At 41.6% G+C, this 15,286-nt stretch carries 11 protein-coding genes, 3 tRNA genes and 1 rRNA gene; 6 read left to right on the plus strand and 9 right to left on the minus strand.

The features are described 5' to 3' along the window. From A3GE_RS10990 to wecA, 5 genes are all read right to left on the minus strand, one after another. Positions 1 to 213, minus strand: a 16S ribosomal RNA gene (locus A3GE_RS10990); the annotation flags it as partial. Positions 214 to 380: 167 nt separating this feature from the next. Further along, positions 381 to 457: transfer RNA gene (locus tag A3GE_RS0102750), tRNA-Pro, on the minus strand. Between the two features lie 18 nt (positions 458 to 475). Next, positions 476 to 551, minus strand: a tRNA-His gene (locus A3GE_RS0102755). Positions 552 to 573: 22 nt separating this feature from the next. Next, a tRNA-Arg gene (locus A3GE_RS0102760) sits at positions 574 to 650 on the minus strand. 165 nt (positions 651 to 815) lie between these two features. Continuing rightward, the gene (wecA, locus tag A3GE_RS0102765) at positions 816 to 1,880 is read right to left on the minus strand and encodes a UDP-N-acetylglucosamine--undecaprenyl-phosphate N-acetylglucosaminephosphotransferase (RefSeq protein ID WP_026215359.1); all 1,065 of its coding nucleotides are present in this window, start codon (positions 1,878 to 1,880) and stop codon (positions 816 to 818) included. 125 nt (positions 1,881 to 2,005) lie between these two features. Here wecA and hemL point away from each other — a divergent pair, with 125 nt between their 5' ends. Then, positions 2,006 to 3,289 (plus strand): glutamate-1-semialdehyde 2,1-aminomutase, encoded by a 1,284-nt coding sequence (gene hemL, locus A3GE_RS0102770; RefSeq protein WP_018355754.1) that lies wholly within the window; start codon positions 2,006 to 2,008, stop codon positions 3,287 to 3,289. 135 nt (positions 3,290 to 3,424) lie between these two features. Here hemL and glnD read toward each other — a convergent pair whose 3' ends face one another. Both glnD and map read right to left on the minus strand, forming a co-directional pair. Continuing rightward, on the minus strand, positions 3,425 to 6,016 hold the full coding sequence (gene glnD, locus A3GE_RS0102775) for a bifunctional uridylyltransferase/uridylyl-removing protein GlnD (RefSeq protein ID WP_018355755.1): 2,592 nt from the start codon (positions 6,014 to 6,016) through the stop codon (positions 3,425 to 3,427). Positions 6,017 to 6,087: 71 nt separating this feature from the next. Further along, the gene (gene map, locus A3GE_RS0102780) at positions 6,088 to 6,894 is read right to left on the minus strand and encodes a type I methionyl aminopeptidase (protein WP_018355756.1); all 807 of its coding nucleotides are present in this window, start codon (positions 6,892 to 6,894) and stop codon (positions 6,088 to 6,090) included. Positions 6,895 to 7,020: 126 nt separating this feature from the next. Here map and erpA point away from each other — a divergent pair, with 126 nt between their 5' ends. Genes erpA through mrcB form a run of 3 tightly spaced genes read left to right on the plus strand, consistent with a single transcriptional unit; the run spans position 7,021 to position 10,072 of the window. Beyond that, positions 7,021 to 7,365: an iron-sulfur cluster insertion protein ErpA gene (gene erpA, locus A3GE_RS0102785; protein WP_018355757.1), complete on the plus strand. Its 345-nt coding sequence runs from the start codon at positions 7,021 to 7,023 to the stop codon at positions 7,363 to 7,365. Position 7,366: 1 nt separating this feature from the next. Beyond that, positions 7,367 to 7,720 (plus strand): YacL family protein, encoded by a 354-nt coding sequence (locus A3GE_RS0102790; RefSeq protein ID WP_026215360.1) that lies wholly within the window; start codon positions 7,367 to 7,369, stop codon positions 7,718 to 7,720. A gap of 6 nt (positions 7,721 to 7,726) precedes the next feature. Beyond that, positions 7,727 to 10,072 carry a penicillin-binding protein 1B gene (mrcB, locus tag A3GE_RS0102795; RefSeq protein ID WP_018355759.1) on the plus strand — a complete coding sequence of 782 codons (2,346 nt, stop codon included), beginning with the start codon at positions 7,727 to 7,729 and terminating at the stop codon, positions 10,070 to 10,072. 105 nt (positions 10,073 to 10,177) lie between these two features. Here mrcB and rpsO read toward each other — a convergent pair whose 3' ends face one another. Both rpsO and hldE read right to left on the minus strand, forming a co-directional pair. After that, complete coding sequence (gene rpsO, locus A3GE_RS0102800) at positions 10,178 to 10,447, minus strand: 30S ribosomal protein S15 (RefSeq protein WP_005628925.1); 270 nt, start codon at positions 10,445 to 10,447, stop codon at positions 10,178 to 10,180. A gap of 390 nt (positions 10,448 to 10,837) precedes the next feature. Next, complete coding sequence (hldE, locus tag A3GE_RS0102805) at positions 10,838 to 12,268, minus strand: bifunctional D-glycero-beta-D-manno-heptose-7-phosphate kinase/D-glycero-beta-D-manno-heptose 1-phosphate adenylyltransferase HldE (protein ID WP_018355760.1); 1,431 nt, start codon at positions 12,266 to 12,268, stop codon at positions 10,838 to 10,840. Positions 12,269 to 12,366: 98 nt separating this feature from the next. Between hldE and A3GE_RS0102810 the strand changes: the two genes are divergently transcribed. Both A3GE_RS0102810 and parE read left to right on the plus strand, forming a co-directional pair. Then, entirely contained in the window at positions 12,367 to 13,302 is a 936-nt protein-coding gene (locus A3GE_RS0102810; RefSeq protein ID WP_018355761.1) for a Kdo(2)-lipid IV(A) acyltransferase, read from the plus strand. Positions 13,303 to 13,378: 76 nt separating this feature from the next. Further along, a complete protein-coding gene (gene parE / locus A3GE_RS0102815) occupies positions 13,379 to 15,277 on the plus strand; it encodes a DNA topoisomerase IV subunit B (protein WP_018355762.1) in 1,899 nt (632 codons plus the stop codon). The last annotated feature ends 9 nt before the right edge of the window (positions 15,278 to 15,286 follow it).

Genomic DNA, 15,286 nt, shown 5'->3' on the forward strand with positions numbered 1-15,286 from the left:
AAGAGCTTACGCCCCCTTTTGTCCTTAGACCTTATGCGGTATTAGCTACCGTTTCCAGTAGTTATCCCCCTCCATAAGCCAGATTCCCAAGCATTACTCACCCGTCCGCCACTCGTCAGCAAGAAAGCAAGCTTTCTCCTGTTACCGTTCGACTTGCATGTGTTAAGCCTGCCGCCAGCGTTCAATCTGAGCCATGATCAAACTCTTCAATTCAAAAGTTCAATCGCTCAATAAACTGCTTCGCTATAATAAAACACTACTTAAAGTAATATGAATTTCTAGCTTCAGCACCCATTAAGACTTCAAAATTAAAATATTTTTAATAAGTCAATCAACAAGTGCCCACACAGATTGTCTGATTCGTTGTTAAAGAGCAAAAATGGTCGGCGAGATAGGATTTGAACCTACGACCCACTGGTCCCAAACCAGTTGCGCTACCAAGCTGCGCTACTCGCCGATAATATCTTATAAAAGATGGGGTGGCTAATGGGATTCGAACCCACGACAACTGGAATCACAATCCAGGGCTCTACCAACTGAGCTATAGCCACCATTGAAATACCGCATTGACTCTGGCGCGCTCGACAAGATTCGAACTTGCGACCTTTGGCTCCGGAGGCCAACGCTCTATCCAACTGAGCTACGAACGCGTACTGCGTCGTTGCGGGGCGTATATTAATGATTTCAATATTCCTTGTCTAGCACTTTTTTTTAATTTTTTCTTGAAAGATAGTTTTTTATTCAATCTGTACAGATTTTGTGAATTTTCCGCTCACTTTAAAAACGTTTTACGATTATTTACAGGCTTATACTACTTATACTTTCGCTTTTCTTGCTCTACGTTTTATTCGTCTTACTAAACGTGTAATTCGCCATGCTCTTGTAATTGAGTAAACATAAAGAAAAAACAAGACAAAAAAACCAATAAACATCACCCATTCATTGATATAGTAAATTTCACCTAAAATACCAATCGTTGCGCAAATTGCAGACATTAAGGTAATTAAGAGAAAGGCTTGACGTGATGTCAAACCAGCCCGAACCATTAAATGATGCACATGTAAACGATCGGGACGAAACGGACTTTTCCCTTTTCTTAAACGGCGGTAAATAATCGCCACCATATCAATTAGCGGTATTGCTATCACCCAAAGTGCCGTTACAGGATTCATAGGATGCCCTTTACCTTGGGTACTTAGCAATAAAATCCAAATGATCGTAAAACCCACCAACGTACTTCCGGCATCTCCCATAAATACTTTATATTTTGGTCCTAGAGGGATACCGAGATTTAACATTAAATAAGGTAGCATTGCAGCAATCAACGCAAAACTCCAATGCGCCATATCCATCTGCCCATCGCGAAACATTAAAATGCCAATCGCCGCAAAAGATACACAAGACAACCCACCAAGCAACCCATCAATACCATCAATCATATTAAAGGCATTAATAATCGCAATGGTTGCAAATACCGTAATAACCAATCCGATAGAACCAAGGGTTAATTGGAAAGGTCCTAAAATTTGCCCAAAATGATCAAGATAAACATTTCCGAGATCAATCATTAAAATAGCTAATACCGCCTGAATCCCTGCCCGTAAAAAGGGGCTAATATCAAAACGATCGTCTAAAATTCCAATGGCAAGTAACACAAAAATACTAAACAAGTATAAATAAGGAAGACGGAGTTGCTCCCACTCCATTAAGTAATAACACAGGTTTCCCACAAAAAGGGACACACCACCAATTAACGGGATTGCTCCTTGGTGACGTTTGCGATAATTCGGTTTATCCACTAACCCAATTTTATTCGCAATGGGACGCATAACCATTAAGGTTAGGAATGCACCAAGAAAAGTAACAATAAGACTTAACATAAATAGACCTTCATCATTTTTTACAAAGGATAACATAAGGAAAATTTAGCAAGAAAGATATTTTTAACAAAGCCTGTATTTTTCAGTACAATACCTACCACTTTTTGTAATTTAAGGAAAAAACAATGGCAAATTCGACCGCACTTTTCTCTCGTGCACAACAAATTATTCCCGGTGGCGTTAATTCCCCCGTTCGGGCCTTTAAAGGCGTAGGGGGGACACCGGTATTTATTCAAAAAGCTCAAGGAGCTTATATTTATGATACGGATAGCAAACAATATATTGATTATGTGGGCTCTTGGGGGCCAATGATTTTAGGACATAACCATCCCACTATTTTAAACGCCGTACTGAAGGCCACAGAAAACGGCTTGAGTTTTGGTGCACCAACCCCTTCAGAAATTGATCTTGCCGAATTGGTTTGCGAACTGATGCCTTCTATTGAAATGGTTAGAATGGTGAGTTCCGGCACAGAAGCCACCATGACAGCAATCCGCCTTGCCCGCGGCTATACCGGTCGCGACAAAATTTTAAAATTTGAAGGTTGCTATCATGGTCATTCGGATTCCCTTTTAGTCAAAGCCGGTTCCGGTGCGCTTACACTCGGTCAACCTAGTTCTCCGGGCGTGCCTGAAGATTTTGCCAAACATACCCTTACCGCCGAATACAACAATTTAGATTCGGTTAAGCAATTATTCGAACAGCTCCCCGATAGTATCGCCTGTGTAATTATCGAACCTGTTGCCGGCAATATGAACTGTATTCCTCCTCAAAGCGGTTTCTTGCAGGGATTACGTGAACTCTGTGACAAATACGGCGCACTTTTTATCATTGATGAAGTAATGACAGGATTCCGCGTAGCACTTGCCGGAGCCCAATCTTATTATGGTGTCACGCCAGATCTCACCACACTTGGCAAAGTCATTGGCGGCGGAATGCCTGTGGGTGCGGTAGGCGGGAAAAAAGCCGTAATGGAATATCTTGCTCCAACAGGCCCTGTTTACCAAGCGGGTACACTGTCCGGCAATCCTATCGCAATGGCAGCAGGTTTAGCTTGTTTAAATGAATTGAAAAAAGCAGGAAACGAACAAAAGCTCGCTGAAAAAACCGAAAAACTTTGTTTAGGTTTAAAAGCCTTGGCAGAAAAACATCATGTACCCTTTATCGTGAATTATGTAGGCGGAATGTTCGGAATTTTCTTTACCGATCAAAAAGAAGTGACTTCTTATGCTGAAGTGATGAAATGTGATACGGAAAAATTCAAAATTTTCTTCCATAAAATGTTGGATCTTGGCGTTTATCTTGCCCCGTCAGCATTTGAAGCAGGTTTTATGTCTCTCGCACATACTGATGAAGACATCGCCAAAACGCTGGAGGCTGCCGATATCGCCTTTGCTTCCCTTAGCTAGTCCTCAAAAGTGCGGTCAAATTTCACCGCACTTTTTTCTTATTTCGATACTATGTAGCAGTTGCACAAACTTTCGGGTTTATTTGTAGGGACGCACTACGGGTATCCGTTATAAGAACTGCCACATAATATTGTCTTATTTTATCTTTTGCTCAATGACCTGACGCAGGTTTTCTCTTTCTTTTAGTGTTAAAGCTTTATTTTCTTTATTTTTTAAGATGAAAAAATCCTCCGCTTTTTCGCCTACGGTCGTAATTTTGGCATTCAACAAATTTAGCTGAAGATCATTAAAAATTTGACTGACCTCAGCCAATAATCCCGGTTTATCCAATGCGATCAATTCCATTTCCGTATGCTCTGTTTTATTTTCATGTAAAAAACGAACATCTGTTTTCACACTGAAATGCTGTAATTGGCGATTGGAAGCCATTGAGGATAACAACGGTTTCTCACTTCGTAATACTTTTGTCAGCGCCCCTTCTAATTCACGGCGACGATCAAATTTTACTAAATCGCCGTTAAGCTCCGTAATGATAAAACTGTCGAATACGTAGCCATCTTGTGCCGTGATAATTTGCGCATCATGGATACTGAATTTTTTCGTGCCAATGGTTGTCACCACTTTATTAAATAAGTACGGTTGATCTAAGCAATAAATAAAGACTTCCGTTCCACCAAGAGAAAATCCATTTGTCACCTTAATCAACAAGTCTCCTGAGAAATCCACCAGCAATGCCGTATGTCCCGCAATTTGTTTAGGCGTATTACGCAGGAAATACTCGTCAGGGCAACGTCCCCATAATTGCCGGACGGTTTCCTCGGAAACAGAAGGCAATGAGGACTGCAAAATTTGCCACGACAAGCGGCGGTTTTCTTCCGATTTTTCCGAGTAATCCAATAATTCCACCATGCCTTGATTAAATTGCTGTTTAGTAAAATGATACAAAGAAGAAAAAAGCGATCTTTTCCAAGTATTCCAAAGCGTGCTGTTAGTCGCACAAATATCCGCCACTGTGAGACAGGTTAAATAATCAAGGCGAACTTGATTTTGCACTTCTTCCGCAAATTTCATCACTATTTCCGGATCATAAATATCACGCCGCTGCGCTGTGATAGACATAAGCAAATGCGCCTTCACCAACCAACTCAAGGTGTCAATTTCACGACGATCAAGCCCGTGTAATTGGGCAAACTCCGCCACATCGATTGCTCCAAGTTCAGCATGATCGCCGCCCCGCCCTTTAGCGATGTCATGAAATAATGCCGCGATGTATAACAAAGTGCGGTCGGAAAATTGGCTAAATAAACGATGACAAATGGGGTGTTCAGAAGCATTTTCTTCAAGTAAAAAACTTTCCAGTTTTAACATTACCCGTAAAGTATGTTCATCCACCGTATAAATATGGAACAGATCAAATTGCATTAACCCTTCAATCTCCTGCCATTGTGGAAGATAAGCCGTCAATACCCCATATTGATGCATAGGAACAAAGGCACGGGAAATGGCATTTTTCTGATTGAATAGACGTAAAAATTTTTCTCGTGCAGCAGGGATTTCACACAGTTTTTGCGGCAATTGCTCTAGTGCAAGACGTAACTTACGCAAGGTTTCAGAATGAACCGTCGCTTGTTCGAACTGTGTTAAATAAAAAAATAAATCAAGAATCCGCTCAGGTTGTTCAAAAAATAAATTCGGCTTACGCAAGCATAAACGTTCATTTATCAGCTCAAAATTATCATCTAATTGATGAATAAATACATCATAATGAGGTGATAAAAAATGTTCTCGGTAGTGCTGAATCAGAAGATTACTGATGAGAGAAATACGTTGCAGCGACTGAAAAAACTGTTTCATCATTTTTTCCACGCCCTGATTTCCTTCCCCTTTGAAACCCAGTAATTCGCTCACTTTGATTTGGCGATCAAATAACAAACGATTGTCATAGCGTTTCAAAATGAGATGCAAAGCGAACCGCACTTTAAACATAAACGCCTGACTTTCCTGCAACTGTTGATATTCTTGCGGATAAATAAAACCGCTTTGTAAAATCGCCTCTAAGGTCTGAGCCCCTGTATGACGCAATGCCACCCAATACAACAAATGCAAATCCCGCAACCCACCGGGGCTATATTTAATATCCGGTTCAAGATTGTAGCTTGTGTTGTGATAACGCTGATAACGTTCAGTTTGCTCTTGCACTTTTGCATTAAAAAAGGTTTCTTTTGACCAAAAATTATCAGCTTTCACCAATTCACGAAATGCATCAAAGTGCGGTCGGTTTCCCGCAAGAAATCTGGCTTCAAGTAAATTTGTTGCAATCGTAATATCTTCCCGCCCTTCACTCTCACACATTGCTAATGTGCGTACTGCATGCCCGACTTCAAAACCGCAATCCCACAAAAACTGAACAAATTGCACTATCCTTTCTTGTACTTCGGCTATCAAAATTTGTGCCGTTAGAACCAAAAAATCCAAATCTGATAGTGGAAACATTTCCCGTCGCCCATAGCCTCCGACAGCAATCAAGGAAAGTTGCGATTGTTTATCCAACCCCATTTGAATCCATAACCGTTGCAATAAGGCATCATAAAAATCCGTGCGATTTTCAATCAATTCGAAAACAGAATATTGTGAAAAATTGTTCAGCTCAAATTGCTTAAGATTTTCACGCTGAATTTTGACCGCACTTGGCGTTAAGGGAGAATGAATATCGAAAGGAAAAAGCATAATGATCTCGATTAAATTTATTTGATACGCATAATACAGGAAAGCCCACAAAAGTGGGCTTCCATGATTGATTAAACATTCACCATAATACGTTGAATCCGACCTTCACGAATTTCTTCGTCACGAATCGTCATCACTTCGCAACCGGTTTCTGTGACGACAATTTGATGCTCGTATTGTGCAGAATGACTACGATCCTTGGTTTTCACCGTCCACCCGTCTCCCATTACCCGCACTTCTTTTTTACCGGCATTAATCATCGGTTCAATGGTAAACACCATACCCGGTTTTAAAATCACTCCGCCATCATCGGCATAATAATGTAACACTTGCGGATCACAATGGAATTCTGTTCCGATACCATGCCCGCAATATTCCCGTACAACACTAAAACCTTGACTTTCCGTATATTTTTGCACAGCTTTACCAATTTCATTTAAGCGAATCCCCGGTTTCACGGTACGTAAACCAACATAAAGTGCTTCTTGTGCCGCTTCCACCAGTTTCTGACTACGAATATTGGTTTCACCACCCACAATATACATTTTTGAGTTATCGCCGAAGTAGCCATCTTTAATCACGGTCACATCAATATTTACAATATCGCCGTTTTTCAACACTTTGTCCGAACTTGGAATACCATGACAAACGACCTCATTAATAGAAATACAAGTTGCCTTAGGAAAACCATGATAATTTAAGCAGGCAGGAATCACTTTTTGTTCATTGACCATATATTCGTGGCAAATACGATCTAATTCGCCCGTTGTTACCCCTGCTTTGACATAAGGTTCAATCATGATCAATACATCCGAAGCCAATTTACAAGCTTCACGAAGTTTCATAATTTCTTCTTCAGTTCTTAATGGAATCGCCATTTTATTCTCGCTGTTTGAACATAACAATGGGGCGGATTATAGCACGATTTCCGTGAAAAATCTTGAATGCATTAGTCGGTTATTGGATAATAGCCCAATTCAAGTTTTAGGAAAGTGGAGAATAATATGACAGATAATATTGCCGTCCCTCTTACATTTACCGATGCGGCTGCCAATAAAGTAAAAAGTTTAATTAGCGAAGAAGAAAATAATAATCTCAAACTACGTGTTTATATCACCGGTGGCGGTTGCAGCGGTTTCCAATATGGGTTTACTTTTGATGAAAAAGTGAATGAAGGTGATTTGACTATCGAAAAATCCGGCGTTCAACTTGTCATTGACCCCATGAGTTTACAATATTTGATCGGTGGGACCGTCGATTACACAGAAGGCTTGGAAGGTTCCCGCTTTATCGTCAACAACCCAAATGCCTCCAGCACCTGCGGTTGTGGCTCCTCTTTCAGTATTTAATATGGATTTTCAATTTACTTCGCATTTGGGCAATGTCACGGTTAAGTGTTCAATGGAACATATTGCCCTTGCCAACTGGTTTAATACAGAAGTGCGGTCAAATCCACAAGCGATTTTGACCGCACTTTCTACCGCTCAGCAATTAGCTAAAAATCAAGAAACCCGTCTAATTGGTGCAGAATATACGCTCTTTTTGAATGCCGACGAAGTAATGATACGTGCCAATAACCTGATGATGGAATCCGACGAAATATTAGAAGATGATTTCCATTATTATGATGAAGAAAGTATCGCCTTTTGCGGCACGCCCGATTTTATTCATTTCCTTAAATCCTACATTGATTTTATTGCATAGCCAACGATGACAGTAGAAAACCACGAACAAGAAAAAAGCCAAGAATCGAAACCAAGCAAGCGTCATGCTTGCAAAATGTTTCTACTCAAAAGCAGCTTCACTGTAGCAGTACTGGCAATATTTTATGGCGGCTACTTAGATTGGCAAATTCGTTCCAAAATGGACGGGCAAATTTGGCATTTACCGGCAGAAGTATATAGCCGCATTGAAAGTGTCAAAATTACCGATAATCTTGCTTTTGACGAAGTCATTCAAATTTTACTTAATAACGAATACCGTCAAACTACCATGGTTGCAGCACCGGGTGATTTTAAGTTAGAAGATGATACAATCGTTGTTCTACGTCGTGCTTTTCCTTTCCCCGATAAACCTGAACCTCAGCGGGTATTACGCCTACGTTTTACTGATAATAAATTAAGCCGAATTGAAGATCTTGTTGCCCTTCAAGCTATTGATGAATTTCGCCTAGCCCCTAAACTTATCGCAATGTTGGCATCAGATAACGAAGATCGTCTTGCGATTCCCCTGCAAAATTACCCTCGTTTATTGATCGATACACTGATTTTAACAGAGGATCGCCGTTTTTATGAGCATAACGGAATTAATCCCGTTGGAATTGTACGCGCATTAATTGCAAATATCCGTGCCGGACAAACCGTTCAAGGTGGCAGTACATTAACGCAACAATTAGTCAAAAACCTTTTTTTATCAAGCGAACGTACCATTACACGCAAAGCCAACGAGGCTTTAATGTCCCTAATTTTAGACTGGCGTTATAATAAAAACCGCATCCTCGAAACCTATCTCAATGAAATTTATCTCGGACAAAACGGTGATACTCAAATCCACGGCTTTGAACTTGCCAGCCAATTTTATTTCGGGCGCTCCATTCGTGAAATTAGCCTTGATCAAATCGCCTTGCTAGTGGGAATGGTAAAAGGACCTTCGCTTTATAATCCTTGGCGTAACCCACAAAATGCCCTTGAACGCCGTAATGTGGTGTTAAAATTGATGCTTGATCACCAAATGATCGGAGACGAACTTTACGAGTTACTCAGTAAACGTCCACTCGGTGTGCAAGCCAAAGGGCAAATTTCGCGCAAATACCCTGCCTTTATTCAAACTTTACAGAGTGACTTACGCCGTCAGCTTGGCGACCTTAAAATGTCCGGTTTACTCGGTGCCCGTATTTTCACTACAATGGACTTAAAACAGCAGGAACAATCAGAAAACGCCGTAGTAAATACTGTTTCTAAATTACAAGTTCAGACTAAAAATCCCCATTTAGAAGGGGCGATGATTGTGGCTGACTATCGTACCGGTGAAATTCGTTCGATAGTAGGAGGATTACAAACACAGTATGCCGGTTTCAACCGGGCTTTAATGGCAAAACGCCAAATTGGTTCACTGGTAAAACCATCCATTTATTTAGCCGCACTTTCAAATCCTGAACAGTTCCGTTTAAATACGCCAATTAACAATCAGCCTATCACGATTAACATAAAAGGTAGCCCACCTTGGCAGCCACGTAATTATGACCGCAAATATAGTGGCTCTGTCATGCTAATGGATGCTCTCGCCCGTTCATTAAATATTCCAACAGTCAATATTGGTATGAAAGTGGGTTTAGCAAATGTTATCGACACACAAAAAGCGATGGGTTGGGATAATATAGAAATCCCTAAAGTGCCGGCAATGTTACTTGGCTCTTATACAATTTCACCTTATGACGTTACAAGACTTTATCAGACTATCGCAAACCAAGGTGGTAGAATTAATTTAACCACAATAGACAGTATCACTGATCGTCAAGGAAACCTGATTTATCAGCATGATAAAACCGCCAAACAAGTTGTACCACAAGAAGCGGCATTCCAAACTCTGTTTGCCATGCAAAAAACTGTCGAACGTGGCACAGCACGTAGTCTGCAAAATGATTATGCAGGGCTTCAACTTGCCGGTAAAACCGGTACAACAAATGATGCACGTGACACTTGGTTTGTTGGCATTGACGGACGAAATGTCAGCACCATTTGGCTAGGACGTGATGACAACGGAGAAACAAAGCTGACCGGTGCATCCGGTGCATTACAAATTTATAAAGACTATCTCAACCGAGTTTACATTGAAAAATTAAAGCTCCAAAAGCCCGCTGCGATAAAATGGGTTGGCATTACTCAATATGGTAGTTGGGATTGTGGCAGTAACTACATGATTCCTGTGTGGGCTAACAAAGGACAAAATTTCTGCTCATCTTCAACAATGCCTCCACCAACAAATCAATCCCCCTCTCGTGGCAGCCTGTGGGACGTATTGGATAAAATCCCTATTGAAGAAGCCAAATCCGAATAGCAAAAGTGCGGTCAATTTTGACCGCACTTTTTATTTTTCATTATAGAACAGATACAAAAAACCCTCGAAAATCGAGGGCTTTTCTGTTTAATATCGTAATAAAAATTAACGACGTAAACCTAAACGAGCGATTGTGCTTTGATATAAAGCAAGATCAGTACGTTTTAAGTAGTCTAAAAGTTTACGACGACGGGAAACCATACGTAATAAACCACGACGACCATGATGGTCTTTTTTATGCTCTGCAAAGTGAGCTTGTAAATGGTTGATTTGTGCAGTTAATAATGCGATTTGCACTTCGGAAGAACCGGTATCTTTCGCATCGCGACCAAATTCAGCAACGATTGCTGCTTTTTTTTCAGTACTTAGAGACATTTTTTACTCCTAAAAGGTAGTGTTGTTGATACATCATTCGCCGATCTCTAACCCAGCGATGACAAGGAAAACGCATTCTATCTATTGTGCATAGCAAAAGCAAGTAATTCCTACCATATCCACAGGCTTGATTTAATCTTATTTCGAACTAAAACATTAAAAAACACCAAAATAGGACTAATTGTGCTAACACAATTCAATAAACTTTCAGTTCTCTCAGCAAAATTATCCTCTTTCTATTGTTGATCTCAATGCGCTACAAAATTTCTATCGAAAAAATGGCTTTATAGAATTTGATAAACATACTTTTGTGGTAGGAAATGATGCTCAAACGGATATTATAGAAAAATGTTGAAGTAAAAAGGTTGGGATTTCCCAACCTTTTCATTCCTACTCGTTTAATGCTTTAATTTTCTCAATCACATTAGTGGTAGAACAACCGTTTTCAAAGTTTAACACTTTCACATCTCCACCATTTGCCCACACTTCTTGGCTACCGGCAATCTCCTCCGGTTTATAATCTCCGCCTTTTACAAGTAAATCCGGTAAGACTTCACCGATTAAGCGTTGTGGCGTATCTTCCGTAAAAGGCACGAGCCAATCTACGGAGGACAACCCTGCCAATACTGCCATTCGGGTTTCAAGATGATTAATTGGGCGACTTTCGCCTTTTAAGCGTTTGACGGAATCATCACTATTCACCGCAACAATTAAACGATCTCCTAATTTACGGGCATTTTCAAGATAAGACACATGGCCCGGATGCAAAATATCAAAACAGCCGTTCGTCATCACAATTTTTTCACCACGGGCTTTCGCTTGTTTGACAACCTCTTTGAGTTGCGATTCGGTCATAATACCAAAACCGGTTTCAGGACGGGCATGAATGGCATTTTCCAGTTCAACATTAGAAACTGTTGAAGTCCCCAATTTACCCACCACAATACCTGCGGCAACATTCGCTAAATAACAGGATTCCTCAAAAGAACGTCCATCCGCAAGCGCTGTCGCCAACACACTGATTACCGTATCACCCGCCCCTGTCACATCAAAGACTTCTTTCGCCACCGTTGGCAGATGATAAGGTTCTTGATTTGGACGAAGCAAGGTCATCCCTTTTTCTGAACGGGTCACCAAAAGTGCGGTCAATTCTATGTCAGAAATTAGTTTCAAGCCTTTTTCAATGATGTCTTCTTCCGTGTTGCATTTGCCCACCACCGCTTCAAATTCCGCCATATTTGGTGTGAGCAATGTCGCCCCACGATAACGCTCAAAATCCGTGCCTTTTGGATCAATGAGTACCGGCACATTAGCTTTACGAGCAATTTGAATCATTTTTTGCACTTCTTTCAGCGTACCTTTGCCATAATCGGAAAGCACTAAAGCACCGTAATTTTTAACCGCACTTTCTAGTTTGACAAGTAAATCTTCGCAATCAACACTTTGGAAATCTTCTTCAAAATCAAGGCGTAAAAGCTGTTGATGACGGGATAAAATACGTAATTTGGTAATCGTCGGGTGGCTAGTTAATGCCACAAAATTGCAATCAATATGCTGACCTTTTAGCAAATGAGACAATGCCGCACCGGCTTCATCTTGCCCAACCAATCCCATCAGCTGTACAGGTACATTCAATGAAGCAATATTCATCGCTACATTCGCAGCCCCACCGGCACGATCTTCATTTTCCTGTACTCGCACCACCGGCACCGGTGCTTCAGGTGAAATTCGGTTGGTTGCACCAAACCAATAACGATCAAGCATTACATCGCCTAATACAAGGACGCTTGCCTGTTTAAATTCTGCTAAATACTGAGCCATGATGTTCTCTCTTGGAAAAAATTGGCGTGATTTTACCACAAGTCATTTTTACGTTAAACTACCGCGCATTTTCACAAAGAATGAATGATTAACCGCCAATGAAAAATAGCAAACTCCCGACTTTTCAACGTGCTTTTCTTGCTCCCAAATATTGGGGCTTTTGGCTTGCCTTGGGTATTTGGCGTACGCTACTTTTACTACCCTATCCCATTTTGCACCATATTGGAAACGGATTAGGTTGGCTTTTTTCCCATTTAAGCATCGGCAAACGCCGTGCCGCTATCGCACGCCGAAATCTAGAACTTTGCTTTCCCGATATGCCGGAAAATGAACGTGAAACCCTGTTACAAGAAAATTTACGTTCGGTGGGAATGGCAATCATTGAAACGGGTATGGCGTGGTTTTGGTCTGATGCCCGCATAAAAAAGTGGTCGAAAATTGAAGGGTTACATCATCTCAAAGAGAGCCAGCAAAACGGCATTATTTTTGTCGGTGTGCATTTTCTCACGCTGGAACTCGGCGCTCGCATTGTGGGGTTACATCACCCCGGATTAGGCGTGTATCGCCCGAATGATAACCCGCTTATGGACTGGCTACAAACTCAAGGACGTTTGCGTTCCAATAAAGATATGCTGGATCGTAAAGATCTTCGCGGTATGATTAAAGCCTTACGCCAAGGTGAAACCATTTGGTATGCGCCCGACCACGATTATGGGCGAAAAAATGCCGTGTTTGTGCCGTTTTTTTCCGTACCTGATGCGTGCACCACCACCGGCAGCTACTATTTATTAAAATCCTCTCCGAAAAGCAAAATCATCCCCTTTGCACCGCTTCGCAATCGGGACGGTTCGGGCTATACGGTGAGCATTTCTCCCCCGGTGGATTTCACGGATTTAGAGGATGAAACGAGCATTGCTATGCGAATGAACCGCCTCGTAGAAAAAGAAATTCTAAAAGGTGTAGCGCAGTATATGTGGCTGCATCGCCGTTTTAAAACACGACCAAATGAAAACGACCCAAGCCTGTATGATTAAAAGTGCGGTCGAAAATGACCGCACTTTTTGATACACTCTTTCACAATTTTTTCTCTATTTAATGAACAACCTAAAAATGACAACTCAGTATTCAGCTCAAGAAATTACGGTTTTAAAAGATCTCGAACCGGTGCAAATTCGCCCCGGTATGTACACGGATACTACCCGCCCTAATCACCTTGCACAAGAAGTGATTGATAACAGTGTGGACGAAGCCCTTGCCGGATTTGCCACCAAGATTGAAGTGATTTTGCACGCAGATCAATCTCTTGAAGTTATTGATAACGGTCGGGGAATGCCGGTAGATATTCACCCTACAGAAGGGGTTTCCGGTGTGGAAGTGATTTTAACCAAGCTCCATGCCGGCGGTAAATTTTCCAATAAAAACTATGAATTTGCCGGTGGCTTACACGGTGTGGGAATTTCTGTGGTAAACGCGCTTTCCGAACGGGTGGATATTCAGGTCAAACGCAATGGCGAAGTGTATAAAATCGTCTTTGAAAATGGAGTAAAAGTGGAAGAACTTGAAGTGGTCGGCACGTGCGGCAGACGCACTACCGGAACGACCGTTCATTTCAAACCCAATGCAAAATATTTTGATAGCGCAAAATTTTCCGTCAGCCGTTTGCGCCATTTATTACGAGCCAAAGCAGTGCTTTGTTCGGGACTAGAGATTAAATTCACGGATAAAGTAAACAACACACAGGATATTTGGCTGTATGAAGACGGCTTGTCCGATTATCTTATTGAAGCGGTCAATGGTTATGAAACCCTGCCGGAAAAACCTTTCGTGGGCGAATTTAAAGGCAATAACGAAGCCGTCAGCTGGGCATTGTTATGGTTGCCTGAGGGCGGGGAACTGATTGGTGAAAGCTATGTGAATTTAATCCCGACTATCCAAGGCGGCACACACGTCAACGGTTTACGCCAAGGCTTGCTTGATGCCATTCGTGAATTTTGCGAATTTCGCAATTTACTCCCTCGTGGAGTCAAACTTACCGCCGATGATATTTGGGATCGTTGTTCTTATATTCTTTCACTCAAAATGCAAGATGCCCAATTCGCCGGTCAAACTAAAGAACGCTTATCATCGCGTCAAAGTGCGGTCTTTGTGAGCGGAGTTTTAAAAGATTCCTTCAGCCTATGGCTTAACCAAAATGTCCAAGATGCAGAAAAACTCGCAGAAATGGCGATCAGCTCTGCTCAACGCCGTTTGCGTGCTGCCAAAAAAGTGGTGCGGAAAAAACTCGTTAGCGGCCCGGCATTACCGGGTAAATTAGCGGATTGCGGATCACAAGATCTGGAAAAAACCGAACTATTTTTAGTGGAAGGGGATTCTGCAGGCGGCTCAGCTAAACAAGCCCGAGATCGGGAATATCAGGCAATTTTGCCCTTGCGTGGAAAAATTTTAAACACCTGGGAAGTATCACCTGAGCAGGTACTGGGTTCCACAGAAATTCACGATATCGCTGTTGCATTGGGCATCGATCCGGACAGTGATGATTTATCCCAACTACGCTACGGCAAAGTCTGTATTCTTGCGGATGCGGATTCCGATGGCTTGCATATCGCTACGCTACTTTGTGCCCTATTCTTACGCCATTTCCCAAAATTGGTGCAAGAGGGACACGTTTATGTGGCAATGCCCCCCCTTTACCGCATTGATTTAAATAAAGAAGTGTTCTACGCCTTGGATGAAGGGGAAAAAGAGGCGATTTTGGATCGCCTGAAAAATAAAAAAGGCAAACCTAATGTTCAACGTTTTAAAGGTTTGGGCGAAATGAATCCTTCTCAATTACGGGAAACTACTATGGATCCGAATACCCGCCGTCTCGTGCAATTAACCTATAATTCAGAAGAAGAACAAGGCACGGAAACCTTAGAGCTGATGGATATGTTACTGGCGAAAAAACGTTCCGAAGATCGAAAAAATTGGCTACAAACCAAGGGCGATCAAGTGGATTTAGCGGTGTAATGGGAAAAT

The sequence above is a fragment of the Rodentibacter pneumotropicus DSM 21403 genome (assembly GCF_000379905.1).
Classification (GTDB): Bacteria; Pseudomonadota; Gammaproteobacteria; order Enterobacterales; family Pasteurellaceae; genus Rodentibacter; species Rodentibacter pneumotropicus.

Bases quoted from the DNA above. Each gene is read 5' to 3' on its own strand.
- mrcB (WP_018355759.1), top strand. From the start codon at position 7,727: ATGACAGTAGAAAACCACGAACAAGAAAAAAGCCAAGAATCGAAACCA.
- glnD (WP_018355755.1), bottom strand. From the start codon at position 6,016: ATGCTTTTTCCTTTCGATATTCATTCTCCCTTAACGCCAAGTGCGGTC.
- A3GE_RS0102810 (WP_018355761.1), top strand. From the start codon at position 12,367: ATGAAAAATAGCAAACTCCCGACTTTTCAACGTGCTTTTCTTGCTCCC.
- erpA (WP_018355757.1), top strand. From the start codon at position 7,021: ATGACAGATAATATTGCCGTCCCTCTTACATTTACCGATGCGGCTGCC.
- hldE (WP_018355760.1), bottom strand. From the start codon at position 12,268: ATGGCTCAGTATTTAGCAGAATTTAAACAGGCAAGCGTCCTTGTATTA.
- rpsO (WP_005628925.1), bottom strand. From the start codon at position 10,447: ATGTCTCTAAGTACTGAAAAAAAAGCAGCAATCGTTGCTGAATTTGGT.
- hemL (WP_018355754.1), top strand. From the start codon at position 2,006: ATGGCAAATTCGACCGCACTTTTCTCTCGTGCACAACAAATTATTCCC.
- wecA (WP_026215359.1), bottom strand. From the start codon at position 1,880: ATGTTAAGTCTTATTGTTACTTTTCTTGGTGCATTCCTAACCTTAATG.
- parE (WP_018355762.1), top strand. From the start codon at position 13,379: ATGACAACTCAGTATTCAGCTCAAGAAATTACGGTTTTAAAAGATCTC.
- map (WP_018355756.1), bottom strand. From the start codon at position 6,894: ATGGCGATTCCATTAAGAACTGAAGAAGAAATTATGAAACTTCGTGAA.
- A3GE_RS0102790 (WP_026215360.1), top strand. From the start codon at position 7,367: ATGGATTTTCAATTTACTTCGCATTTGGGCAATGTCACGGTTAAGTGT.